This window comes from Streptomyces sp. NPDC051582 (genome assembly GCF_040681715.1).
Lineage (GTDB): Bacteria > Actinomycetota > Actinomycetes > Streptomycetales > Streptomycetaceae > Streptomyces.
The window spans coordinates 278,753-301,308 of the sequence record NZ_JBFAZJ010000002.1 but is presented as its reverse complement, the minus strand read 5'-3'; the positions used below and the strand labels follow the sequence as shown (position 1 = coordinate 301,308).

Here is a 22,556-nt window from a genome sequence, read left to right as displayed (position 1 = left end):
GGCGAGTGGTGGAGCAGCTGACGCAGCACGACCCGAGACGGATCGGCCCCTTCGAGGTGCTGGGACGGCTCGGCGCCGGCGGCATGGGGCTGGTCTATCTCGCACGGTCGGCATCCGGACGCCGGGTGGCGATCAAGACGGTGCGGACCGAGCTCGCCGAGGACCAGCTCTTCCGGGTGCGCTTCACCCGTGAGGTGGAGGCGGCGCGCGCCGTGTCCGGCTTCTACACCGCGGCCGTGGTCGACGCCGACCCGCGGGCCGCCGTGCCCTGGCTGGCGACCGCGTACGTCCCGGCGCCCTCCCTGGAGGAGATCGTCAACGAGTGCGGGCCGATGCCCGCCCAGGCCGTACGGTGGCTCGCCGCCGGGATCGCCGAGGCCCTGCAGTCCATCCACGGGGCGGGCCTCGTCCACCGCGACCTGAAACCGTCCAACGTGCTCGTCGTCGAGGACGGCCCGCGCGTGATCGACTTCGGCATCGCGAGCGGCGTCTCCAACACCCGCCTGACCATGACGAACGTCGCCGTCGGCACGCCCGCCTACATGTCGCCCGAGCAGGCGAAGGACTCGCGCAGCGTCAAGGGCGCCAGCGACGTGTTCTCGCTGGGCTCCACGCTCGTCTTCGCCGCGACCGGGCATCCGCCGTACCACGGGGCCAACCCGGTGGAGACGGTGTTCATGCTGCTGCGCGACGAGCCCAACCTGGAGGGGCTCCCGGACGAGCTGCGGCCGCTGATCGACTCCTGCATGCAGATGGACGCGACGCAGCGCCCGACCCCCGCCGACCTGCAAGCGCAGCTCGCCCCGCACCTCTTCGACGGCGGCGACGACAGCGGCACCGCCTCGGCGTGGCTGCCCGGCCGGGCCGTGGCCATGATCGAGGCCCGGCGCGCCGGGCAGCGCACGGCCGCCGCACCGGTCCCGGCGCCCGGCCGAGGCCCGGGGCGCGGCTCCGACGCCGCCACGCACCGCAGGGAGCCGAGCGGCGGCCCCGGCGGCGGCGACCCGTGGGTCGACCCGCGGACCGGCCAGGCCATGCCCCAGCGCCCGCAGCACCCGCCGCGGTCGGCCTCCCCGGCGCCGTCCGGCGAGCCGGTGCGGCTCGGCGGCTCGCCGGTGCCGATCGGGCCCGGTCCGCGCGCCGCCGTGGCGGCGCCCGCCGCGCACGCGGCAGCCGCCGACTCGGCGACCGGCTGGGTCCGCCCGCCGGGCGGCTCGGCCGCCGCCCACGCCCCGGCCGCCCCGGCCGCCTCGTCCGCTTCGGCCGTGGTGCCCTCGCCCGCCGCGGGCCCCGACAGCGGCCGCTGGCGCCCCTGGCGCTTCCGCATGTCGAACGAGGTCTGGGGCACGCCGACCGTCGCCGGAGACCTGCTGTACGTGACCTCCTTCGAGGTGCACGCGCTGGACGTGGCCAGTGGCCGCCGCCAGTTCAAGACCCGTGACGTCGCCTGGTCCATGGCCGTCTCGGACGGCCGCATCCACGCCTCCGACGGCCCCTCCCTCTACGCGCTCGACGCCGGCGACGGCTCCGAGCGCTGGCGGCTGAACACCGATGCCTGGGTGTACGCCCTGCGCGCCGACCGGGGCACCGTGGTCACCGCCACGCGCGGCGGCGGCGTACAGGGCCGGGAGGCCTCCAACGGGCAGATGCTGTGGGAGCTGACCGGCGCCCAGAGCGACTTCGAGACCCCGGAGGCGGCCCCGGTCCTGCACGACGGCACGGTGTACGTGTGGCAGGACGCGCGGCTGCGCGCGCTCGACGCGCGCAGCGGCCGCGAGTCCTGGTCGTACCCGGTCGGCGACGCGGCCTCCTGCGGCAACGTCCCCGTACGGGTCACCCCGGCCCCGGACGGCAACGTCTACATCGCCGCCGGCACCCGCGTCCTGTCCGTCGACCGGGCCTCGGGCCGGGTCCGCTGGCACTTCGAGGCCCCGGCGGTCTTCCTGGCGGCCCCGGCCTTCGCGCCGGGCGCGGCGGTCACGGGCGGCGGGGTCTACCTCGCCGACTACCTGGGCACCGTGTACGCCCTCGACGCGGCCACCGGCAAGGACCGCTGGCGCATCGCCACCGAGCCGCGGCCGTCCTCGGACCCGGTGATGGTGGCGAACGGCAACGTCCACCTGGGCGCGGGCAGCGCGCTGTACACGCTCGACGCGGTCACCGGCACCCCGAAGTGGCGCTTCGCCGCGGGCGGTGAGATCACCGGCCCGCCGGCGGTCGCGGACGGCCGGGTGCACTTCGGCTCGGCCGACCACTGCCTGTACACCCTGGACGCGGCGGGCGGCCAGCTGCGCTGGAAGCTGGCCACGGGCGGGGAGATCACGGGCGCCCCGGTGGCCGAGGCGGGGGTGGTCTACGCATGCAGCAAGGACCGCTGCGTCTACGCGCTGGACGCGGCCAAGGGCACGGGCACGCGTACGGCCGGGTGAGGGTTATCGGGCCCCTCCGAGTCGCGTGCGGCACCGGGAGTGACAGGATGGACCCCATGAGCAACGTTTACTTCGACATCAACATCGACGGCAAGCCCGCCGGCCGCATCGTCTTCAACCTCTTCGACGACGTCGTCCCGCAGACCGCGAAGAACTTCCGCGAGCTGGCCACCGGTCAGCACGGCTTCGGCTACGCGGGCTCGCCGTTCCACCGCGTCATCCCGCAGTTCATGCTCCAGGGTGGCGACTTCACCAACCAGAACGGCACCGGCGGCAAGAGCATCTACGGCGAGAAGTTCGCCGACGAGAACTTCCAGCTGAAGCACGACCGTCCGTACCTGCTGTCGATGGCGAACGCCGGCCGCAACACCAACGGCTCGCAGTTCTTCATCACCACCGTCGTCACCCCGTGGCTGGACGGCAAGCACGTCGTCTTCGGCGAGGTCGTCTCGGGCTCCGAGCTCGTCGACGCCATCGAGAAGCTCGGCACCTCCTCGGGCGCCACCCGCGGCAAGATCGAGATCGCCGCTTCGGGCGTCGTCGAGGCCTGATCCACCCCGCACCACCCGCACCACCCGCACCACCCGCACCACCCGCCGCACCGGCTGGTCGGCCCCGCCCCCGCACGTGGGACGGGGCCGCCGCCGTTTCACCGGGCGGTGCAGGAGGTCACCCGTTCACCGGGCGGTGCAGGAGGTCACCCGTCGAAGGGTCAGTGCCTGAGGCAGCCGCGCCAGGTCCAGCCGGACTCGACGACCGCCTCGCGCAGGGGGTCCTTCATGTCCCGGGTGTCCAGGCTGAACGTCTCGACCCTGCGGCGGCGCCCGTCGGGCCCGCGCTCCAGCGTCCACTCCTTGTGGACGCTGCGGATGGGCCCCCGGCCGCGCTCGCGCCGGATCTGACGGCCGGGCGGCGGGCCGGCCAGTGTCACCGCCCACTGTTCGTCCACGGCCCGCACCTCGCGTTCCGCCGGGACGAAGCGCAGCCAGATCTTGAAGGTCCGCTGCACCTGCGTACGGGTGCGGCCAGAGCCCCGGGCGGGCTCCCTCACCTGCCACTGCGCCACCAGATCGGATCCCGAGGATTCGCGGACGGTGAACGGGACGCCGGTGCCGTTCAGCGCGAGCAGCGCATGGCGCAGCTCCTGGGTGGGAACGGCCGCGCCACCGCCCTCGGGGTGGCGGGTCCCCATCCACTTGTCCCAGAGACGGCCCATCGCCGTTGCCTCCTCACGCCGTTGGGCTGGATCTTCGCTTTGCGAATGTGTTCATAGGATGATTCCTCGATCTGATCAAAGCGAAGACGGGGGCCGATTCGGCGTGGTGACGTTCGACACGGAGTGGGCTGGACTCAAACAGCAGGCGGCGGCCGGGGCGGACATGCGCCTCGCGAGCGCCGCACCCGCCGACGGCGGCGGGGGCGGGGGCAACGGCGACCTGAAGTCCGACCAGGCGGTCTGGAACAGGGCCAGCAAGGACCTCGGCGGTCTCTCGACGAGCATCAAGACCGGCGTGGGCGCGTTGGAGGCGGGCCAGAAGGGCGCGGCCATGACCGGCGTGGAGAGCGCGACGGCCCAAGCGGAGCTGTACCAGTCCTGGAAGACGTACCTGGAGAACCTGTCGGGCAAGTGCACTGCCCTCCGGGGGCCCCTGGAGAAGGCCGGTCAGGGCCAGTACGAGAACGACGAGGCAATCAGGGGCGGCTTCCACCAGATCGACGGCAACTACAAGGACACCCCCGCCACCGGCGGCAGCGACGGGGGTCGGTGAGTCTGACCCATGGACTACGCAGCGCTCAAGGCCCTCAAGCCGTCCGAGTTCACCGAGGCGGCTGACGGCTACAAGGCGGCCAGTGACATGGCCGACCACGCCCACGGCGACACCGAGGGACAGATATCGGCCCGCCTGCAGGCAGGCCTCCACGGTGTGGCCGTGGACGCCGCGCTGGGATCGCTTCGAGATCTGGCGAAGAACTTCCACTACGTGCAGGTGGAATGCGGTCTCGCGGCCACGTCCCTCAAGGCGTTCGCGGCCGCGATGACGGACGCGAAGAAGAAGCTGGACGATGCCCTGGAGGACGCGGCGCACCAGAAGCTCACGGTGGGCGCGGACGGTTCGGTGACCTTTCCGCCCGGCGGTGAGGAGAAGGACGGCAAGCTTCCCGAGGGCGGAACGGTCACCGGCAGTGCCAAGGGCAAGCCCGCGGGAACGGTCATCGACCCGACACGGGACGCCAACGACCTGTCCGCCGCGCTGGAGCGCCAGGCGGCGAACATCCACCCCAACCCGAACTTCGGGAAGGCGGTGGCGATCGCCAACCGCATCGCGCAGGCGGTCGCCGAGGCGACCGAAGCCGACACGATGTGGGCGCCCAAGCTGCGCAAACTCAAGGCGGACGACGACCTCGTCGTCTCCGACGGCGACTGGGCGGACGTCCAGAGCGACACCGCCGACGTCCGTGCCGGAGCCAAGGACTACCTGGACCACATCAAACCTCCGCCGAAGGGCGATGACCCGAAGGCGAACGCGGACTGGTGGAAGGGGCTGTCCGCGGACGAGCAGTCGGCGTACCTCTCCCTGAACGCGGCCGATGTGGGCGCACTGGACGGGCTGCCCTCCGTGGTCCGGGACGAGGCCAATCGCACCGTACTGGCGGAGAAGAAGGCCGAGTTCCAGATCAGGTACGACGCGATCCCCAAGGAACCCAAGTCCAGGTACCACTACGTCCAGCACGGGCGCGCCTGGACGCGCGAAGAGACCGACGAGTGGCGTGAGTGGCACGACAAGTACGCCAAGGACGAGGAATTCCTGAAGAGGAACCTCGACGGCATGAACGCCATCCAGGCCCGCTTCGACGCAACGGGCAAGGAAGGCCTGCCGGAGGCCTACCTCCTCGGATTCGACACCAAGGGCGGAGGGCGGGCCATCGTCGCGAACGGCAACCCGGAAACGGCCGACCATACGGCCGTGTTCGTCCCCGGTACTTTCACCGCCATCGAGAAGAGCGACGACTACATCGGTCACATGGGCGAGCTGTGGAAGAAGACCCACGCCCAAGTGCCCGGCCAGAACGTGTCCACCATTACCTGGATCGGATACGACGCCCCGCAGAGCATCGTTCCCGAGGCGATGACCAAGGGCTACGCCCATGATGCGGCACCCGACCTGAACCACTTCATGGCGGGTCTTGAGCACATCCAGGGCGGCGACGGCGGGAGCCACACCACGCTCATCGGGCACAGCTACGGCAGCACCGTCATCGGCGCGGCCTCCAATGCGGGCGACCTGCGGGCGGACGACATTCTCGTGGCGGGCAGTCCCGGCATGCTGGTCGGCCACGCCAAGGACTTGGACGTCGAAGAGGGCCACGTGTGGTCGGAGGCGGCGTCGTTCACCAAGGACCAGGTGCCGGCGGGCGGTAAGTTCGCAGGGCTCGGCGGCGGTACGCCGTTCTGGAAGGAAATATTGCCGTTCGGGTCGGTCTGGGGGCAGAACGTGCCTTCCGACGAGGATTTCGGAGCCCATATCATGGACAACGACGCGGACAGCCACACCGACTACTGGAGAAAGGACTCCTTCAGTCTTGAAAACCAGGCGAGAGTGGTTGCCGGTCGTTACGACAAGGTGGTCCTTGACTGACATGAGGAAGTCAACGGCTGATCGCACGAAGTCCATACCGTTGCGGGCCACGGCTCTCGCCGTCGTTCTCGCCGGCTCGCTTTCCCTGTTGTCCGTGGGGTGCTCCAACGTGAAAGAACTGAGTTACACGCCCGTCAGGATGGATCCGGATCCTGCGCGCACGAAGACGAAGCAGATCTCCAGCCGGCTGCTGGAGATGACCGGGATCAAGGGCAAGGTGACCGAGCCCGGGCCGAGCGTCACGCGCTGCCGGGAATACGGGGACGACCTGTTCTCCACGGACCATCCGTGGTCGGTGTACGAGATCTCCGACGCCCAGGTCGATGAGGGCATGCAGAACTTGCGCAAGGCTCTCGGTGAGAACGGCTGGAAGATCACCAAGGACGGCAAGGCCAACAGTCAGGCGCAGGACCCCGAGATCTACGCCGAGAACAAGGCCGAGCAGTTCGCCGTGCACGTCACCGGCGAGAGGAAATCGGCCACCGGGGACTCGCTGATCCTCTTCAGCGTCGTGTCCGCCTGCTTCCGCGCCGCCTCCTCCTCCGCGCTCGACGGCGAGTACTGATCCGGGACCCCAGGGGCCCCCGGGCCCCCGGGATCACCTCCCGATGCTTCGCCGCGGTACGCCGGTGCCGTGGCAGTTGCGAAGGGGAGGGGCGGTGATAGCGTGGCCCGCCGTTGTCCAGGGGAGGGAATCGGTCATGGTGGCTGGACGTCGGATCAGGTTCACCGCAGTGCTGGTCGCCGTCGTGTTCGCGCTCACCGGATTTTCGTCGAGCGGTCACGGGCACGGCTCGAAGAGCAGCGGCAGCGGTGGCGGCTGCTCCAGTTCCAAGAAGCGGAGCAGCTACAACAGCAACAGCAACAACAGCAGCAGCGGCAGCAGCAGTGGCAGCAGCGGCAGCGGGAAGTCGAGTCCCTCGCCCACCAAGAGCGCCGGTGCACCCGCACGCGCCTCGGTCGTCACCTGCGCCGGACCCGGCAATCCGGCATCCGTCCTCAAAGTGACCTCCGTCGTCGACACCGCGCGCCTCGTCGACGTCCCGGTCGTCTTCCAGGGCGCGAACGGCGTCGTGGACCGGACCACCGTCCGGGTCTCGCTGGGGGCCCGCGAGACCCGCACGGTCACCGCCGACATGAGCCGGAAGGACAAGGCGGCCGACGTCAGCAGCTGCGTCGTCGGCACCATCAACTAGGGGCTGTCCGAAAGGTCCCGCCTGTCCCGCGCCGCCCGGCACGCACTCTCGCCGGCCGGGCCGGCCAGGCGGGCCGTGCAGGTGGATCCTGGTGGTCGGTACTCCGCGGAAGCACCCACGAGCCCGGCTTGGCCGAAGCCGTGCACCGGCCGACCGCCATCCCCGGCACCCTGGCGCTCGGGATGCGATTCAACGGGATGGCGGGCATGGTGGAAGAGAGGCATGTACTGCCCTCCAGCTGGCTTGAGACGGTGTCGCCCTGGGGCCTTGCTGGTCGTGGCGGTCATCGGCGGACGTGCAGCCATCAGAGCCGGACAGCGCCACACCGCCTCCAGGCAACAGACAGAGAAGAAGGTGCCATCGCCGCGAAGGCGCGACGTACCGGGCGCACTGGGAAATCCCGCTTTCGAAGGCCCGTCAACTTGCCGCGCAACACCAACAGCCGCTCTTCAGGTGTCGGGCAAGGCGACCCGAGCGCCGGGGGAGCAGGCTGAGTGTCACTTGAACCTGGCGCTGCGGCACGGAAGTTGCCGGCGAAGATACCCGGGCCCTGAGACTCAGGCCAGACGAGCTCCAGCCGAGAGCGGGCTGTGATGGCGCAGTGTCGAGAGGAGAAGTCCGTGAAAGGCAAGGTCGTATTGAGCGTCGCCGTGATAGTCGCGCTAGGAGGCGGAATGTCTGGAGCCGCCGTCTCCTCGGCTTCCGCCGCTCCCAGCCCGAAGTGTCGAGTGAGCGGAACCGCTCTGACGGGAGAGAATTTCGCTGCGGGCAAGACGTTCACCGTCTCGCCTGGCGGAAAGACCGTGAATTCCACTTCTGCCGGTCGCATCGGACCGGTCACCGTTACGGGTCAGGGTCCCTTCTCCGTTGGCCCTGTGGTTTGCGTCGGCCCGGCAGCGGCCTCGGCAAAGGCAGCCGTTGCGCTAAAGGCAGGTACGACTGCGGCACAAGCGGCGATACAGAGAGGCGCCCCGCCGCAGGTGGTGAAGGCAGAGGCCAGAGCAGCGACCGAAGCCGCAGGGAAGCGCCTCGGTATCGCGCAACCGATCCTGATCCAAATCATCAATCAAGTTAACCAGCAGCAGCAGCAACAGCAGCAACAGCAGCAGCAACAACAGCAACAGCAACAGCAGCAGCAGCAGAACCCGCAGCAGCAGCAACAGCAGCAACAGCAACAGCAGCAGCAGCAGCAGCAACAGCAGCAACAGCAACAGCAACAGCAACAGCAACAGCAACAGCAGCAGCAGCAGCAGCAGCAGCAGCAGCAGCAGCAGCAGAACCCGCAGCAGCAGCAGCAACAACAGCAGCAGCAGCAACAGCAGCAGCAGCAGCAGCAGCAACAACAGCAGCAACAGCAACAGCAACAGCAACAGCAACAGCAACAGCAGCAACAGCAGCAGCAGCAACAGCAACAGCAGCAGCAACAACAACAACAGCAGCAACAGCAGCAGCAGCAACAGCAGCAGCAGTAACTACCCGGCAGTTGGGAGGCGGGGCGGCAGAGTCCTCCGATGCGGATGATCTTGTTTAGCCCCGTTGCTCCCTCTAGGTCGGTAAAGGCCTAGCGGATCCTCGGTTCCGGCGCCGCCCGGCGCCCCGCGAACAGGTCCGCCTGCCGCTCCGGCGCCAGGTTCCCCAGCGAGATCAGCGCCGGGGCCTGCGCCAGTGCCTGGTGCAGCGCCGCCTGCTTCGCCGACCACAGGGCCCGCACGGTGCCCTGCACGGCCCCGGTCGGGCAGTCGGCCAGCGTCCCGGCCGCTCGCAGCGCCGCCGCGAGCAGCTCGTCGGGCTCGGCCAGCTCCGAGACCAGGCCGATCTCGTACGCCCGCCGCGCGGAGAGCCGTTCCGCCGTCCCCATCAGGGACATCCGGGCGGCTTCCCCGAAGGGCATCCGCTGCGCCATGTAGACGGCCTCGTAGGCGCTGACCATCCCGTACGTCGTGTGCGGGTCGAAGTACGTCGCCGCCCGGGAGGAGACGATGAACTCCGACTCGCCCAGCAGGTAGAACGCCCCGCCGCAGGCCATGCCGTTGACGGCGGCGATCACCGGCTTCCACAGGTCGTTCGCCTTCGGCCCGATGGTCACCAGCGGGTCGTCCACCGAGTACGGAGAGGACGGCTGGGGCACCTCCACCCCGCGGTCGATGCCCGTGCAGAACGCCGCCCGCCCGGCGCCGGTCAGCACGACCGCCCGTACGTCGTCCGCGAACCGGAACTCCCGCCACACCGAGGCGAGTTCCGCGGCCGTTGCCAGATCGATCGCGTTGTGCCTGTGCTCCCGGTCCAGGGTGACGACCGCGACCCCGCTCGCCTTGTCGCGCTCGACCCGTACCGTCACGACTTCTCCAGTACCCAGCGCGGCACCGCCACCCCGCCGATTCGCGTGAACACCACCTGTACGCGGGCGCCGATGCGCAGGCGCGCAGGATCCACCGAGTTCAGCGGGGCGTCGGCCGAGGTGACCAGGTTCCCGGCGAGGCGGATGTGCGGGGCGTCGGTGAGCTCCACGAGGATCACGTTGTACGGGGCCTGCGCGGCGTACGCCGGCAGCAGGGGCGGATGCGGCTGTACGTACGACCAGATCCGGCCCCGGCCGCTCATCGGGCGCCACTCGGAGTCGAACGACTGGCAGTGCGGGCAGCAGGGGCGCGGCGGGAAGCGGAGCCGGCCGCATGAGGTGCAGGCCTGGACGCGGAGTTCGCCCCGGGCGGCGTACTCCCAGAAGGGGGCGCCGTCCTCGTCGGGGACGGGCAGCAGCAGTTCGTCCACGGCGGGGGAGGTGGTGGTCGTCATCGGGTCAGCTCCTCAGCAGGATCGCGGACGTCGGGACACCCTCGCCCGCCGTCACCAGGCAGGTCGCGGCGTCCGGCACCTGGGCGGTCGAGGTGCCCCGGAGCTGTTTGACGCCCTCGTTGATCAGGTTGAAGCCGTGGACGTAGGCCTCGGACAGCCCGCCGCCCCCGGTGTTGATCGGGAGCCGGCCGCCCATCTCCAGGGCCCCGCCCTCGGTGAACGCGGCGCCCTCGCCGCGCCCGCAGAAGCCGTAGCCCTCCAGGGACAGCGGGATGAGCGGGGTGAACGCGTCGTAGATCTGGGCCACGTCCACGTCCTGGGGCCCGAAGTCGGCCTGCTTCCACAAGTGCCGGGCGGCGGTCCAGGCGGGCCCTGACAGCGGGTCGTCGTTCCAGTAGTTGACCATGCCGTGGTGCTGGGCGGGCAGGCCCTGGGCGACGGAGTGGACGTACACGGGCTTCCGGCGGCAGTCGCGGGCGCGCTCGGCGCTCACGATCACGCAGGCCAGCGCCCCGTCCGTCTCCAGGCAGTTGTCGAAGAGGCAGAGGGGGTCGCTGATCATGCGCGAGGTCATGTACATCTCGCGGGTCAGCGGGCGCTCGTACATCATCGCGGCCGGATTCTCGTTGGCGCGGTTGCGGCAGGCCATCGCGACGTTGAAGAGGTGATCGCGGGTGGCGCCGTACTCGTGCATGTAGCGCCGGGCCAGCATGCCGATCTCGTCGGCGGGGCGCAGCAGCCCGAAGGGGCGGGTCCACTGGCCGGGGGTGGGCAGCTGGACGGCGGTGTTCTTCCAGGGGCGCGGGCCGGAGCCGCGTTTGCGCGAGCGCCAGGCGACGCCCACGCTCGCCTGCCCGGTGGCGACGGCGGCCGCGAGGTGGCCGACGGTGGCGCAGGAACCGCCGCCGCCGTAGCCGATCTTGGAGAAGAAGGTGACGTCTCCGGCGCCGATGGCCTTGGCCACCTCGACCTCGTCGGTCTCCTCCATCGTGTACGAGGAGAAGGCGTCGACTTCGGAGGGCGCTATTCCGGCGTCCGCGAGAGCGGCCAGGATGGCGCGGCACGCCAGCTCCTTCTCCGACTCGGGGAGCCTTTTGGCAAAGGCGGTCTGGCCGATCCCGACTATCGCCGTAGCGTCCTTGAGTGTTGCCGCCATCGCCACCTCCGGGGCTGCACCAGTACTGACAGCCGCGAAGGCTACAGCTAATCTGACGGATAGTCAGCTACTGGGAGGGGTGTGCGATGACCGAAGACGTGCGGGGGGATCTGCGCTGGGGCTCCATCGCGGGACTGGTGCGCGCGGCGGCCGCGGAGTACGCCGACCGCGAGGCCGTCGTCGACGGGCGCGTCCGCATCGGCTACGCGCAGCTCGGCGAGCGCGTCGAGCGGGCTGCCGCCGCCGCCATCGCCGCCGGGATCGAGCCGGGGGACCGCGTCGCCCTCTGGGCACCCAACACCCTGGAGTGGATCGTCTCCGCGCTCGGCGCGGTCTCGGCGGGCGCCGTCCTCGTCCCCCTCAACACCCGTTTCAAAGGCTCCGAGGCCGCGTACGTCCTGCGGCGCAGCCGGGCCAGACTCCTTTTCGTCACCGGCACCTTCCTCGGCACCTCGTACGTCGCCTCCCTGCGCCGGGCCGCCGCCGAGGGGGAGGGCCACGGCCCGCTGCCCGGGCTGCCGCACCTCGATCAGGTCGTCGTGCTCGCCGAGGACGCCCCGCAGGACTTCAGCACCTGGAAGGAGTTCCTGGCCGGCGGGGACGGGGTCTGCGCCGAGACCGTGCGCGAGCGCGCCGAGTCGATCCGCCCCGAAGCCCCCTCGGACATCATCTTCACCTCCGGCACCACCGGAAGCCCCAAGGGCGCCGTCATCACCCACGCCCAGTCGCTGCGCTGCTACGACGTCTGGAGCGAGCTCGCCGGGCTGCGCGAGGGTGACCGCTACCTGATCGTGAACCCCTTCTTCCACACCTTCGGCTACAAGGCCGGCATCATCGCCTGCCTGATGCGCGGTGCCACGATGGTCCCGCAGCCCGTCTTCAACGTGGACACCGTCCTGGCCAACATCGCCGCCGAGCGGATCTCCGTACTCCCCGGACCGCCCACCCTCCACCAGTCCCTCCTCGACCACCCCCAGCGCGACCACCACGACCTGTCGGCGCTGCGGCTGGTCGTCACCGGCGCCGCCGTCGTCCCGCTCCAGCTCGTCGAACGGCTCCGCGGCGAACTGCACATCGCCACGGTCCTCACCGCGTACGGGCTCTCCGAGGCCAGCGGCATCGTCACCATGTGCCGCCGCGGGGACCCGGCCGAGGTCATCGCCTCCACCTCCGGGCGGGCCATCCCGGACACTGAGGTGAAGGTCGTCGCCGACCGGCAGGGCAGGGCCCAGCCCGCGGGCACCGCGGGCGAGGTGTGGGTACGCGGCCACCACGTCATGCAGGGCTACTTCGAGGACCCGGCCGAGACGGCCGGGGCCGTCACCTCCGACGGCTGGCTGCGCACCGGCGACGTCGGGGTCCTCGACGCCGCGGGCAACCTGCGCATCACCGACCGGATCAAGGACATGTTCATCGTCGGCGGGTTCAACGCCTACCCCGCCGAGATAGAGCAACTCCTCGGCCTGCACCCGGACATCGCCGACGTGGCCGTGGTCGGCGTCTTCGACCCGCGTCTGGGGGAGGTCGGCAAGGCGTACGCGGTCCGCCGCCCCGGCTCCACCCTCACCGCCGACGACCTGATCGCCTGGTCACGCCGGGAGATGGCCAACTACAAGGTCCCGCGCGAGGTCGAGTTCGTCACCGAACTCCCGCGCAACGCGAGCGGAAAGGTCCTCAAGCGCGAACTGCGCCTCCGGGCCCGGGTCTAGGGCGCGGCCGGTGCTCCGGCCGGCGGGCAGGGCGGGTCGGACCGCTCCCGGGCGGCGCTGGAACCGTCCTGATAGCCCTTGGTGAAGTACTCGGAGGAGCCGGCCGGCGGTGTGGTCCGGGCGCAGCCGGCCGCCCGTCCCGCCGTGTACCCGGCTTGGTACCCCTGCTCGTACTGCTTCCTGGTCTCCTTGGGCGTGGGCTGGGCGGTCGCGGACGCCGTGCAGGTCACCGTCGGCCCGCCGGCCACGGGCGTGACCGTGTACGTGGAGCTCTTGGTGTTCCTGACGGAGAACGTGCCGTACGGCTTGTCGGCCGTCACGGTGAACGCGGCCTTCCCGTTGGAGATGCTGATGACGCCGCTGAAGCCCTTGCCCTGTACGTAGTACTTCCCGTTGGCCATCGGACTGACCGTGCACGTACCGGCGGCCACGGCCACCGGCGCCGCGGTGGCGGACGCGGCGAGTGCGGGGGCGGCCGCGCCCAGCGCGACGGCTGCGGCGACCGGGATCAGCCAGGCATGTCGGGTGCGTCGGCGCATAAGCCCTGCACCTTCCTCTGTTGCGTGCCGTAGTAGCCCCGGACGGAGCCGGGACACGTCTGCGGTGCACCGTTTCCATCGTAGGGCGCCGCCCCGGACATGTCGTCCGGGGCGGCGCCCTACGGGACGGACTACGCGGGTCCCGGGCCCGGCTTGCGGGCCAGGAGCAGGCGCCAGCGCGGGGTTCCGTCGTCGCGGCGGCCGAAGTGCTCCAAGGGGACCGTCTCCACCGTGAAGCCGGCCGCGCGCAGGTCGGCCCGCACGCCGCCCAGCGAGAACGTCCGGTAGTACATGACGAACGGCGGCCGCCACACGGCGTTGCGCACCCGCATCGCCGCGTCGAAGCCCGCCACCGCCCACCACACGGGGGAGGCCGGCGCGATCGGCGCCCCGATCGGGAACGCGAAGAGGCCGCCCGGGCGCAGCGCGGTGTGGACGCCGGAGAAGAGGGCGGGCCGTTCGGCCGGGAGGAAGTGGCCGAAGGCCCCGAAGCTGACGGCCAGGTCGTACGAGTGCGCCAGCCCGGGCGGCAGCGCCCGCGCGTCGGCCCGTACGAGGTCGACGCGCTCGTCGGGGTGCGCCCGCCGGGCCTGCGCCAGCATGCCCGCACTCAGGTCCACCCCGGTCACCCGGTCCCGGCACAGCCGCCGCAGCATCCCGAGCCCGGCTCCGGTCCCGCAGCACACGTCGAGCCCCGCCCCGAAGGAGCCCTCCCGCTGGGCGAGCGTCTCCTCGACGGCGTCGAGCATGCGGTCGGGGGTGCGGAACGGGGTCTGGTCGAACTTGGGGGAGAGCAGGTCGTACCCGCGCTCGACGGACGAGAGGGCCTGCACGGCGAGCTCGCGGACGGTGGGTCCCTGTGAGGTGAACACGGGCCCCAGCCTAGTGAGCGGAGGACGGCGCCGGGTCCTTCCGTCGGCCTCACCGCAGCCCGATCCGGATACGGGCATGCGACGGAGGCCGCGGTGGCTCCCCCTCCGGGCCACCGCGGCCTCCGTCCTTGTGCGCTCCCCCGTTGCCTTGCTCACCGGCGGTTCCCCCGTGACCCCACCGGCTCGTGCTCCCCCGTCGACCACGGCGGGTTCCCCCGAAGCCCGCCGTGGTCCCCCCGTTGATCCCGGTCCCCCGTATCCCCCGTGGGACCGGCCCCCCGTCCCCCGTGATCCCCCCCCGTGGGACGTCCTACGGCCGCGGTCCCGAGGCGTGGTTGTCCATCGCCACGATGTCCTCGGCCGAAGCCGGCTTCTTCTCCAGCGGCTTGATCTCGATGCCGGAGGCGTGGTTGTCCATCGGCGTGATGTCGACGCCCGGTGCCAGGCTGTCGTCGAGCGGCTTGATCTCGATGCCGGACGCGTGGTTGTCCATCGGCTTCATGTCACCGTCGTTCGGCAGGATGTTCTCGTTCGTCGTCATCGGTTCTCCTGATGGATGGGTCGGGCCCGTTCGGCGATTCCCCCGCGGACCGCCGAACGGGTGGTCCTCCAGCCGACTCCCACGCCCCCCGACGCGGTGAGTCGATGTCTCTATCGTGCCGGGCGGCGATAAACGAACGATGAATGCCTCGTTCATCAGACGATCAGCGGCCGCCCGGGCGCCGCCCGGGCGCCGATCGCCGCAGCTCGGCCGGGCCGGAGGGCTCAGGCCGCGATCTCGGCCGCCAACAGGGCCTGCACCTCGGCGAGTTCCGTCGACTTCAGCTGCTTGAAGACGACCTCCGCGTCCCGCCAGCACACTCGCGCCCGGTCCCGCTGCCCCAGCCTGCGCAGCGCCTTGCCCAGCACCGTCAGGACCGTCGCCCGCCGCCACTCCCCGCCGATCCCGCGCAGCGCGATCGCCTGCTCGGCGTGCGCGGCGGCCAGCGTGGGCCGGTGCGCGGCCAGATGGGCCACGGCGAGCCGGAAGTGCGTCACGCCCTCCCACAAGGGCTGCCGGTTGTCGTGGAACAGCGAGAGCGCCTCGGTCAGCTGCGTCTGCGCCTCACCGAGCCGCCCGGCCTCGGTGAGGGCGATGCCCAGCGCGTACCGGCCGTTGGCCAGGCGCAGGGTCAGCCCCATCCGGTCGTATATGGCGATGCCCTGCTCGGCGAGGTCGATGGCGCTGGTCAGCCGGCCCAGCTCGACGTGGATCCGGGAGAGGTTGCACAGCGCGCTGGCCTCGCCGATGTGGTTGCCGTCGGCGCGGAAGTTCTCGATGGCCTCCAGCAGGTACCGCTCGCCGTCGGCGTGCCGGCCCTGGTAGAGGGCGATGATCCCGCGGTCGTTGGGCGCCCAGCAGCTGGGCAGCGGATCGCCGGCCTCCCGCGCGAGGTCCATCGCCTGGCGGGCCTCCTCGTCGGCCTCGCCGAAGCGGCCCGCGACCAGGTGGACGTTGGTCAGGGTGGTCCGTGCCCGGCCCTCCGCCTGCGGGTCCTTCGCGGCGTGCGCGGCGTCGCGCAGGGCCACGGCGGCGGACTCGTACTGCTTGGAGTTGGCCCCCGACTCGGCGAGGTCCTTCGCCGCCCACAGCAGGTCGACGGCCCGGCGCAGTACGTCCGACCGCCCGTCGCGGCGTACGGAGGCCTGCCGCACGCAGGCCAGCAGCGGGTCCGCCTCGGCGTACAGCCAGTCGAGGGCGGCGCGCGGCTCGGCGAAGCGCAGGCCGGGGTAGTGGGTCGCGGACAGGTGGGCGGGCAGCCGGTCGCCGGGGCGCTCCATCGCGTACACGGCGGAGGCGGTGGCGAGGTAGAAGTCCAGCAGCCGGTCCAGGGCGGCGTCCCGGCTGCTGGGCGGCTGCTCGTCACGCTCGGCGCACGCACGCGCGTAGAGGCGTACGAGGTCGTGGAAGCGGTAGCGGCCGGGCGCGGCCGATTCGAGGAGGGAGCAGTCCACCAGGGCTTCGAGGAGGTCCTCGGTGTCGTACTCGGGCAGGTCGAGCACCGCGGCCGCGGCGGCCAGCGAGATGTCGGGCCCGTCGGCGAGGCCGAGGAGGCGGAACGCGCGCTGCTGCTCGGGCTCCAGCTGCCCGTAGCCGAGCTCGAAGGTGGCCTTGACGGCCAGGTCGCCGGCCTGGAGCTCGTCGAGGCGGCGGCGCTCGTCGGCGAGCTTCGCGGCGAGGACGGACACGGTCCAGGTGCGGCGGGCGGCGAGCCGGGAGGCGGCGATCCGGATGGCGAGCGGCAGGAACCCGCAGGCGCCGACCACGTCGAGGGCGGCCTGGCGTTCGGCGCCGACGCGTTCCGCGCCCACGATCCGGGTGAACAGCTGGAGGGCCTCCTCGGGGCTCATCACGTCGAGGTCGACGAGATGGGCCCCGGCGAGGCCCGCCATGCGGACCCGGCTGGTGACGAGCGCGGCGCAGCCCGCGGTGCCCGGCAGCAGCGGGCGGACCTGGGCGGCGTCGCGGGCGTTGTCGAGCAGGACCAGGATGCGGCGCCCGTCGAGGATGGAGCGGTAGAGCGCGGCCCGCTCGGCGGGGCTGTCCGGGATGGCCGTGTCGGGGGTGCCGAGGGCGCGCAGGAAGGAGCCGAGGACGGCGACGGGCTCGGCGGGGCGCGGTTCGGTGCCCTGGAGGTCGACGTAGAGCTGCCCGTCGGGGAAGTGGGGGCGGGCGGCGTGCGCGACGTGTACGGCGAGGGTGGTCTTGCCGACCCCGCCGATGCCGGCGAGTGCGGAGACCGCCATGACCTGGCCCCCGACGCCGGACAGGATCTCGCCGAGCTCGTTGACGAAGGTGGCGCGGCCGGTGAAGTCGGCGACGGTGGCGGGCAATTGGGCAGGCCTTACGAGTGCGGGCGCGGCGGCCGGGGCCGGGTCTTCGGCGCAGGCGAGTTCGGCGTCCGCGCGCAGGATGCGCTGTTGGAGCGCGGCGAGTTCGGGTCGGGGGTCCACGCCGAGTTCGTCGGCGAGCAGCCGGCGGGTGTCGGCGTACACGGCGAGGGCCTCGGCCTGCCGGCCGCTGCGGTACAGGGCGAGCATGAGGAGCTCGCGCAGCCGTTCGCGCAGCGGGTGGGCGGCGGTGAGGGCGGTGAGCTCGGAGACGGCCTCGGCGTGGTGGCCGACCTCCAGGTCGAGGTCGAGGCGGGTCTCCAGCAGCTGGAGGCGCCATTCCTGCAGGCGCGTGCGCTCGGTGTCGGCGTGCGGGCCGGGGACCCCGGCGAGCGGTTCTCCGTCCCACAGGTCGAGGACCCGGTGGAGCAGCGTGCGGGCGAGGGCGCGGTTGCCGACGCCGCGGGCCTGCTCGGCTTCGGCGGCGAGGCCGCGGGCGACGCCGAGGTCGAGGGCGTCGGCGGGGGTGTGGATGGCGTAGCCGCCGGACTCGGTGACGAGCATGCCGGGCGCGAGGACCTTGCGCAGGCGGGAGGCGTACGTACGGATCGTGGCGAGGGCCTGCTGCGGCGGGTCCTCGCCCCAGATGGCGTCGATCAGCTCGGGCGCGGTCGCGGTACGGCCGCCGCGCAGCAGGAGCGCGGCGAGCAGGGCGCGCTGCTGGGGGGTCCCGGAGGGCAGCACCTCGCCGCCGCGCCAGGCGCGGATGGGGCCGAGGACGGCGAAGCGGCAGGAGTCGGGTGCGGGCGCGGGTGCGGGGGCGGCGGGAGCGGCGTCGTCGGCGGGGGTGGCGTGCGCGGCGGGCGTGGAGCTTCGGGCGGGCGCGTCGGCCGGGGCGTCCGTGGTGTGGGCGGTCGCGGCGCGGGCGGGCGTGGCTCGGGCGTCGGTGGCGTCGACGGCGGGGGCTTCCGTGGCGTGAGCGGGTGTGGTGCGGGCGGGCGTGGAGTCGGGCCGGGCCCCGGTCTTGGCGTCCGGCGCGGCAGCGGAGTGGCGCCGGGCTGCCTCGGGGCGGTTCCGCTGGTGCGGGATGGCCGGTATGCCGTCCATCTGTCGTCCCCCCTGCCTTCCGTCGGTGTAAGGGCCAGTCTGCCCTGTCTTGCGCCCACCCGTCAGCCCGTGTCGGACCGATCACTCCCCAACTAGCTGACGGTTCGTCAGATCGGCGCTACCGTAGTCCGCATGGAGACCTTCCCGAAGATCATCTCGGTGGACGACCACACGGTTGAACCTCCCCACGTCTGGCGGGACCGGCTCCCGTCCAAATACCAGGACACCGGCCCCCGGATCGTCCGCGCCCCCCTCAAGGAAATGACCTTCCTCGGCGGCAAGTTCGCGCCCGTCATGGGGGCCAAGGGCGACGACGGTCCGATCGGCGACTGGTGGGTGTACGAGGACCTGCACCGACCCCTCACCCGCCTCGACACCGCCGTCGGCTACGACCGCGACGAGATCAAGCTCGAAGTCATCACCTACGAGCAGATGCGCCCGGGCTCCTTCTCGGTTCCCGAGCGCCTCGCGGACATGGACGTCAACCACGTCCAGTCGGCGCTCTGCTTCCCGACCTTCCCCCGCTTCTGCGGCCAGACCTTCACCGAGGCCAAGGACCGCGAGCTCGGGCTGCTCGGCGTACGGGCGTACAACGACTGGATGGTGGAGGAGTGGTGCGGCCCCGAGGCGCGCGGCCGCCTGATCCCCCTCACCCTCGTCCCGCTCTGGGACGCCCACCTGGCCGCCGCCGAGGTCCGCCGCAACGCGGCGCGCGGCGTGCGCGCGGTGGCCTTCTCGGAGATACCTCCGCACCTGGGCCTCCCCTCGATCCACACCGACGAGTGGGATCCCTTCCTCCGGGCGTGCGACGAGACCGGCACGGTCATCGCGATGCACATCGGCTCCTCGTCGAGGATGCCGTCGACCTCGGCGGACGCCCCGCCCGCGGTCGGCTCCACCATCACCTTCGCCAACTGCTGCTTCTCGATGGTCGACTGGCTGATGAGCGGCAAGTTCGAGCGCTTCCCGAACCTCAGGATCATGTACGCGGAGGGCCAGATCGGCTGGATCCCGTACATCCTGGAGCGCGCGAACGTGGTGTGGGAGGAGAACCGCGCCTGGGGCGGGGTCGCGGACAAGGTGCACCGTCCGCCGTCGGAGCTCTTCGCGGAGCACGTCTTCGGCTGCTTCTTCGACGACCCGTTCGGCCTGAAGAACCTGGACTCGATCGGCGTCGCGAACGTCCTCTACGAGACGGACTACCCGCACTCGGACTCGACGTGGCCGAAGTCGCGCGAGGTGGGCGAGGCCCAGATGTCCCACCTGGCGCCGGACGTGGTGGACCGCATCGTGCGCGGCAACGCCATCGACCTGCTGGGCCTGACGGCCGAAGGGCTGTGGGCGGGCGCGTAGGCGGGCGCGTGCGCGGCTGCGTCCGCGGACTGGTCGGCGCGCTGGTCGGCGCACTGGTCGGCGGGAGGCCGGAGGTCCCCTTGCGGCGAAGGCGAACAACAGGGCATGCTTCGCCGGAGCAAAGTGGGAGGGGCGGTGGCGGTGGACAAGCGGACCGTGGTGACCGGGGTGTTGTGCGCGGTGGCGGCGCTGGGCGCGTCCGCAGCCATGACGAGGGTGGTGCCGGCTACGGAGGGCCGGTCGGAGGCCCCCGTCAAGGCGGCGGCCGCGGCGAGGCCTTCCCCGAGCGCATCTTCGCGATCGCAAGCTGCGAAGCAACCGCAACTGAGTACCTCGGAAGCACCCCGGCCGGGCAGCCCCGCCGCCTTCACCGGCGCCCTGTTCGAAGGCGGCGTGCAGGGTGACCACTTCTGCACCGCCACCGTGGTGCACAGCCCGGGCAAGAACATGATCGTCACTGCGGGCCACTGCCTGCTCGCCGGGAAGCACGGCGACGCGGGAGCCGTCTTCGCACCCGCGTACGCGAACGGCGGCGCCCCGTACGGCGCCTGGACGATCGAGGAGGTCTTCGAGGACACCCGCTGGTCCGAGGACTCCGACGACGACTACGACCTCGCCTTCGCCCGCCTCGCCCCGGACGCCTCGGGCCGCAACATCGAGGACGTCACGGGCGCCGCGACCCTGGACACCACGGGCCGCTCGGGCGAGGAGATCACCGTCACCGGCTACCCGGCGGACCGCAAGGTCCCGCGCACGTGCACGGCGTCGGCGATCCGCGAGACCCCGACCGAGCAGCGCTTCGACTGCGCGGACTTCCCGGGCGGCACGAGCGGCAGTGCGTGGCTCGCGAAGGACGGCAAGATCATCGGGGTCCTGACCGGCGGGGACACGGACGACGTTTCGACGAGCACGATCCTGGGCGAGTACGCGGCGACGCTCTACGCGCAGGCGACGGCGGGCCACTGACCCGCCCGGCCCGGGCCCGCCCGGGCCGGCCCGGGCCCGCCCGGTCAGGGCGGCTCCGGACGCCGGGCGGTGTCAGACCACGAGCCCGAGGTGGACGGGCTCGGCCGGGGTGTCGGCCAGCAGCTCGGCGAGCCGCGGTGGCCACAGCGGCTCCCCGAGCGAGGCCAGGGCGGGCTGCGACAGCCAGCGCCAGTGCGCGTCGGGGGACTCGGGCACGGGATCGCGGCGCGGGCCGGTGGTGACGTAGATGTGCTCGTGCTGGCGGACGGGGATGCCCTGGTGGGTGAAGTCGTGCTCCCAGGTGCAGAGCAGCCGCTGCGGCTCCAGGTCGGTCCACCCGGTCTCCTCGCGCAGCTCGCGCCGCACGCACTCCTCGGGGGTCTCCCCGGGATCGATCCCGCCGCCGGGCGGCAGCCAGTGGATGCCGACCTCGATGTTGTTCTCCCGGAAGAGGAACACCGAACCGGTGGGGGAGAGGACGACAATCCGCGCTGCCTGCCGAGGAGTTCTCATCAGATCAGCGTACGACGAGAGGGGCCGCAAGGAGTCGGCACGGAGGCGGCGACCTGCGGACCCGGGCCCGGCGGACCGGGATCCGGGTCGTGGGGGTCGGGAGAACGGGACCCCGGGCCCTCCGGGGCGGGAGGACGGGATCCGCGTACCCGGGGTCGGGAGCGGTCCGGGGGTTTCCCGGCGGTCCACTGTCCTTCCGTGTCGGGCCGGTCCCTCAAGGGCGCTCCCTGCGGTCGCGTCGCTGCGCGATGGCCTTCGGCCACCCTTGACCGACCGCCCCGCCCCGGAAAGACAACAGACCGCCGGGAAGCCCCCGAAGGAACGGTCAGGGGGACAGTCATCCACACGGGTGCGTCAGGGATCCCGGCCTCCCCGCCCGGTCAGCCGCACCCAGCCCACCAGGGCCACCGAGTCCGAGCGGGATGACGCGCGGGAAGGGGCAGGCCCCGGCAGCAGGCCACCATCAGCCTTCTCCGCGCCACGGCGGCCCAACCCGCACCGGACAGCGACCAGATCCCCGTGCGCCACCCCTGCGCACCGGATCGCCACGGGCTTCTCCCGTCTCGGCGTCCGGCGGCCGTCCGAGGCTGGACACGAGCCGCCCACGACCACGTGTCCTACAGCCCATCGGGCGGCAGGCGGCTCGGCTAGGGGTCATGGTGAAGACCTGGCTGCGGAGCCGCAGCAAGGGTCGTGTGGACCAGTGGCTGACGAAGGACCAGTCCAAGGCCGTCGCGGCCACCCTCCAGAGCCTGTGCCGGCGCGGGGTGGTCGTGGAGACGGAGCGCAAGGCGCTCGGGATGTTTCCGGTACACCGCTACCCCGAGGCCGACGGCGCGGTCGAGGCCGAGCTGCGGGAGCGGCTCCGTGCGGCCGTGCTGGACGGCGCTGACCCGGACACCCGGACGGCAGGTCTGATCGCGCTGATCCACTCCGCCAGGCTGCACCGTCTGGCCTTCCCCGACAGTCCGCGCAAGGAGGTCGTCGGGAGGACGGCAGAGATCGCCGCAGGCCAGTGGGCTGCCGAGAGCGTCCGCGCCGCCATCCGCGACATGCAGGCGGCGATGACGGCAGCCACCGCAGCCTCCATCGCCGCCGTCGTCACGTAGGGGTGTCCGCAAAGGCCCGCCTGCCCCGCGGCGTCCGGCACGCGCTCTCGCCGCACCGGGACGACCACGTGCGCCACTGAAGGACCCCGGCGCAGTGGCACGCGAGCTGCCCGCCGCGTGACGGGCTGTAGGACACGTGGTCGTGGGCGCTCGTCTCCAGCCCCCGGGACGGTCGTCGGACGCCATGCCGTGAGGAGCGCGTGGCGATCCGGTGCGAAGGGGCGGTGGATGGGCGTCTGGTCGCTGTCCGGTGTGGGTCGGCCCACGGTGGTGCGGAGAAGGGTGATGGTGGGGCCGTGTTCGTG

20 protein-coding genes are annotated in these 22,556 nt (G+C 71.8%); 10 read left to right on the top strand and 10 right to left on the bottom strand.

What is annotated here, in order from left to right:
* Nucleotides 1-5: 5 nt before the first annotated feature.
* Nucleotides 6-2,429, top strand: a complete 2,424-nt coding sequence (locus AB0M92_RS04495) for a PQQ-binding-like beta-propeller repeat protein (protein WP_366100594.1) — start codon at nt 6-8, stop codon at nt 2,427-2,429.
* Nucleotides 2,430-2,485: 56 nt separating this feature from the next.
* A complete protein-coding gene (locus AB0M92_RS04490) occupies nt 2,486-2,980 on the top strand; it encodes a peptidylprolyl isomerase (RefSeq protein ID WP_366100593.1) in 495 nt (164 codons plus the stop codon).
* A gap of 161 nt (nt 2,981-3,141) precedes the next feature.
* Here the strand turns inward: AB0M92_RS04490 and AB0M92_RS04485 are convergent, their stop codons facing one another.
* The gene (locus AB0M92_RS04485; RefSeq protein ID WP_366100592.1) at nt 3,142-3,645 is read right to left on the bottom strand and encodes a hypothetical protein; all 504 of its coding nucleotides are present in this window, start codon (nt 3,643-3,645) and stop codon (nt 3,142-3,144) included.
* Between the two features lie 106 nt (nt 3,646-3,751).
* Between AB0M92_RS04485 and AB0M92_RS04480 the strand changes: the two genes are divergently transcribed.
* The 4 genes from AB0M92_RS04480 (at nt 3,752) to AB0M92_RS04465 (ending at nt 7,263) form a co-directional block, all read left to right on the top strand.
* The gene (locus AB0M92_RS04480) at nt 3,752-4,198 is read left to right on the top strand and encodes a hypothetical protein (RefSeq protein WP_366100591.1); all 447 of its coding nucleotides are present in this window, start codon (nt 3,752-3,754) and stop codon (nt 4,196-4,198) included.
* Nucleotides 4,199-4,207: 9 nt separating this feature from the next.
* Nucleotides 4,208-6,067: an alpha/beta hydrolase gene (locus AB0M92_RS04475; RefSeq protein ID WP_366100590.1), complete on the top strand. Its 1,860-nt coding sequence runs from the start codon at nt 4,208-4,210 to the stop codon at nt 6,065-6,067.
* A 109-nt stretch (nt 6,068-6,176) separates the two neighbouring features.
* On the top strand, nt 6,177-6,632 hold the full coding sequence (locus AB0M92_RS04470; RefSeq protein ID WP_366100589.1) for a hypothetical protein: 456 nt from the start codon (nt 6,177-6,179) through the stop codon (nt 6,630-6,632).
* A 136-nt stretch (nt 6,633-6,768) separates the two neighbouring features.
* On the top strand, nt 6,769-7,263 hold the full coding sequence (locus tag AB0M92_RS04465) for a hypothetical protein (protein ID WP_366100587.1): 495 nt from the start codon (nt 6,769-6,771) through the stop codon (nt 7,261-7,263).
* A 923-nt stretch (nt 7,264-8,186) separates the two neighbouring features.
* On the opposite strand, the gene AB0M92_RS04460 is transcribed toward AB0M92_RS04465, so the two are convergent.
* The 4 genes from AB0M92_RS04460 to AB0M92_RS04445 all read right to left on the bottom strand — a co-directional run bounded on the left by AB0M92_RS04460 (nt 8,187) and on the right by AB0M92_RS04445 (nt 11,212).
* Nucleotides 8,187-8,720 carry a hypothetical protein gene (locus AB0M92_RS04460; RefSeq protein ID WP_366100585.1) on the bottom strand — a complete coding sequence of 178 codons (534 nt, stop codon included), beginning with the start codon at nt 8,718-8,720 and terminating at the stop codon, nt 8,187-8,189.
* Nucleotides 8,721-8,824: 104 nt separating this feature from the next.
* Nucleotides 8,825-9,601 (bottom strand): enoyl-CoA hydratase/isomerase family protein, encoded by a 777-nt coding sequence (locus AB0M92_RS04455; RefSeq protein WP_366100584.1) that lies wholly within the window; start codon nt 9,599-9,601, stop codon nt 8,825-8,827.
* Nucleotides 9,598-10,056: an OB-fold domain-containing protein gene (locus AB0M92_RS04450; protein ID WP_366100583.1), complete on the bottom strand. Its 459-nt coding sequence runs from the start codon at nt 10,054-10,056 to the stop codon at nt 9,598-9,600. Before AB0M92_RS04450 ends, AB0M92_RS04455 begins: the two co-directional genes overlap by 4 nt.
* 4 nt (nt 10,057-10,060) lie before the next feature.
* The gene (locus tag AB0M92_RS04445) at nt 10,061-11,212 is read right to left on the bottom strand and encodes a lipid-transfer protein (RefSeq protein ID WP_366100582.1); all 1,152 of its coding nucleotides are present in this window, start codon (nt 11,210-11,212) and stop codon (nt 10,061-10,063) included.
* 86 nt (nt 11,213-11,298) lie between these two features.
* On the opposite strand from AB0M92_RS04445, the gene AB0M92_RS04440 reads away from it, so the two are divergent.
* Nucleotides 11,299-12,921: a FadD3 family acyl-CoA ligase gene (locus AB0M92_RS04440; protein ID WP_366100581.1), complete on the top strand. Its 1,623-nt coding sequence runs from the start codon at nt 11,299-11,301 to the stop codon at nt 12,919-12,921.
* Here the strand turns inward: AB0M92_RS04440 and AB0M92_RS04435 are convergent.
* The 4 genes from AB0M92_RS04435 to AB0M92_RS04420 form a co-directional block, all read right to left on the bottom strand.
* Nucleotides 12,918-13,460 carry a hypothetical protein gene (locus AB0M92_RS04435; protein WP_366100580.1) on the bottom strand — a complete coding sequence of 181 codons (543 nt, stop codon included), beginning with the start codon at nt 13,458-13,460 and terminating at the stop codon, nt 12,918-12,920. The two genes, AB0M92_RS04440 and AB0M92_RS04435, sit on opposite strands and share 4 nt — an antisense overlap.
* Nucleotides 13,461-13,591: 131 nt before the next feature.
* Entirely contained in the window at nt 13,592-14,332 is a 741-nt protein-coding gene (locus AB0M92_RS04430; protein WP_366100579.1) for a class I SAM-dependent methyltransferase, read from the bottom strand.
* Between the two features lie 310 nt (nt 14,333-14,642).
* Nucleotides 14,643-14,873 (bottom strand): hypothetical protein, encoded by a 231-nt coding sequence (locus AB0M92_RS04425; RefSeq protein WP_327132499.1) that lies wholly within the window; start codon nt 14,871-14,873, stop codon nt 14,643-14,645.
* A 224-nt stretch (nt 14,874-15,097) separates the two neighbouring features.
* Nucleotides 15,098-18,310, bottom strand: a complete 3,213-nt coding sequence (locus tag AB0M92_RS04420) for a BTAD domain-containing putative transcriptional regulator (RefSeq protein WP_366100578.1) — start codon at nt 18,308-18,310, stop codon at nt 15,098-15,100.
* Between the two features lie 132 nt (nt 18,311-18,442).
* Between AB0M92_RS04420 and AB0M92_RS04415 the strand changes: the two genes are divergently transcribed.
* Both AB0M92_RS04415 and AB0M92_RS04410 read left to right on the top strand, forming a co-directional pair.
* Nucleotides 18,443-19,663, top strand: a complete 1,221-nt coding sequence (locus AB0M92_RS04415) for an amidohydrolase family protein (RefSeq protein ID WP_366100577.1) — start codon at nt 18,443-18,445, stop codon at nt 19,661-19,663.
* Between the two features lie 393 nt (nt 19,664-20,056).
* Nucleotides 20,057-20,629, top strand: coding sequence for a trypsin-like serine protease (locus AB0M92_RS04410; RefSeq protein WP_366100576.1), 573 nt, complete (start codon nt 20,057-20,059; stop codon nt 20,627-20,629).
* Between the two features lie 72 nt (nt 20,630-20,701).
* On the opposite strand, the gene AB0M92_RS04405 is transcribed toward AB0M92_RS04410, so the two are convergent.
* Nucleotides 20,702-21,142, bottom strand: a complete 441-nt coding sequence (locus AB0M92_RS04405) for an NUDIX domain-containing protein (protein WP_366100575.1) — start codon at nt 21,140-21,142, stop codon at nt 20,702-20,704.
* A 656-nt stretch (nt 21,143-21,798) separates the two neighbouring features.
* Between AB0M92_RS04405 and AB0M92_RS04400 the strand changes: the two genes are divergently transcribed.
* Nucleotides 21,799-22,251 carry a GPP34 family phosphoprotein gene (locus AB0M92_RS04400; RefSeq protein WP_366100574.1) on the top strand — a complete coding sequence of 151 codons (453 nt, stop codon included), beginning with the start codon at nt 21,799-21,801 and terminating at the stop codon, nt 22,249-22,251.
* Nucleotides 22,252-22,556 lie beyond the last annotated feature (305 nt).

Bases quoted from the DNA above. Each gene is read 5' to 3' on its own strand.
- AB0M92_RS04400 (WP_366100574.1), top strand. From the start codon at position 21,799: ATGGTGAAGACCTGGCTGCGGAGCCGCAGCAAGGGTCGTGTGGACCAG.
- AB0M92_RS04405 (WP_366100575.1), bottom strand. From the start codon at position 21,142: ATGAGAACTCCTCGGCAGGCAGCGCGGATTGTCGTCCTCTCCCCCACC.
- AB0M92_RS04465 (WP_366100587.1), top strand. From the start codon at position 6,769: ATGGTGGCTGGACGTCGGATCAGGTTCACCGCAGTGCTGGTCGCCGTC.
- AB0M92_RS04445 (WP_366100582.1), bottom strand. From the start codon at position 11,212: ATGGCGGCAACACTCAAGGACGCTACGGCGATAGTCGGGATCGGCCAG.
- AB0M92_RS04485 (WP_366100592.1), bottom strand. From the start codon at position 3,645: ATGGGCCGTCTCTGGGACAAGTGGATGGGGACCCGCCACCCCGAGGGC.
- AB0M92_RS04450 (WP_366100583.1), bottom strand. From the start codon at position 10,056: ATGACGACCACCACCTCCCCCGCCGTGGACGAACTGCTGCTGCCCGTC.
- AB0M92_RS04420 (WP_366100578.1), bottom strand. From the start codon at position 18,310: ATGGACGGCATACCGGCCATCCCGCACCAGCGGAACCGCCCCGAGGCA.
- AB0M92_RS04475 (WP_366100590.1), top strand. From the start codon at position 4,208: ATGGACTACGCAGCGCTCAAGGCCCTCAAGCCGTCCGAGTTCACCGAG.
- AB0M92_RS04415 (WP_366100577.1), top strand. From the start codon at position 18,443: ATGGAGACCTTCCCGAAGATCATCTCGGTGGACGACCACACGGTTGAA.
- AB0M92_RS04440 (WP_366100581.1), top strand. From the start codon at position 11,299: ATGACCGAAGACGTGCGGGGGGATCTGCGCTGGGGCTCCATCGCGGGA.
- AB0M92_RS04425 (WP_327132499.1), bottom strand. From the start codon at position 14,873: ATGACGACGAACGAGAACATCCTGCCGAACGACGGTGACATGAAGCCG.
- AB0M92_RS04435 (WP_366100580.1), bottom strand. From the start codon at position 13,460: ATGCGCCGACGCACCCGACATGCCTGGCTGATCCCGGTCGCCGCAGCC.
- AB0M92_RS04490 (WP_366100593.1), top strand. From the start codon at position 2,486: ATGAGCAACGTTTACTTCGACATCAACATCGACGGCAAGCCCGCCGGC.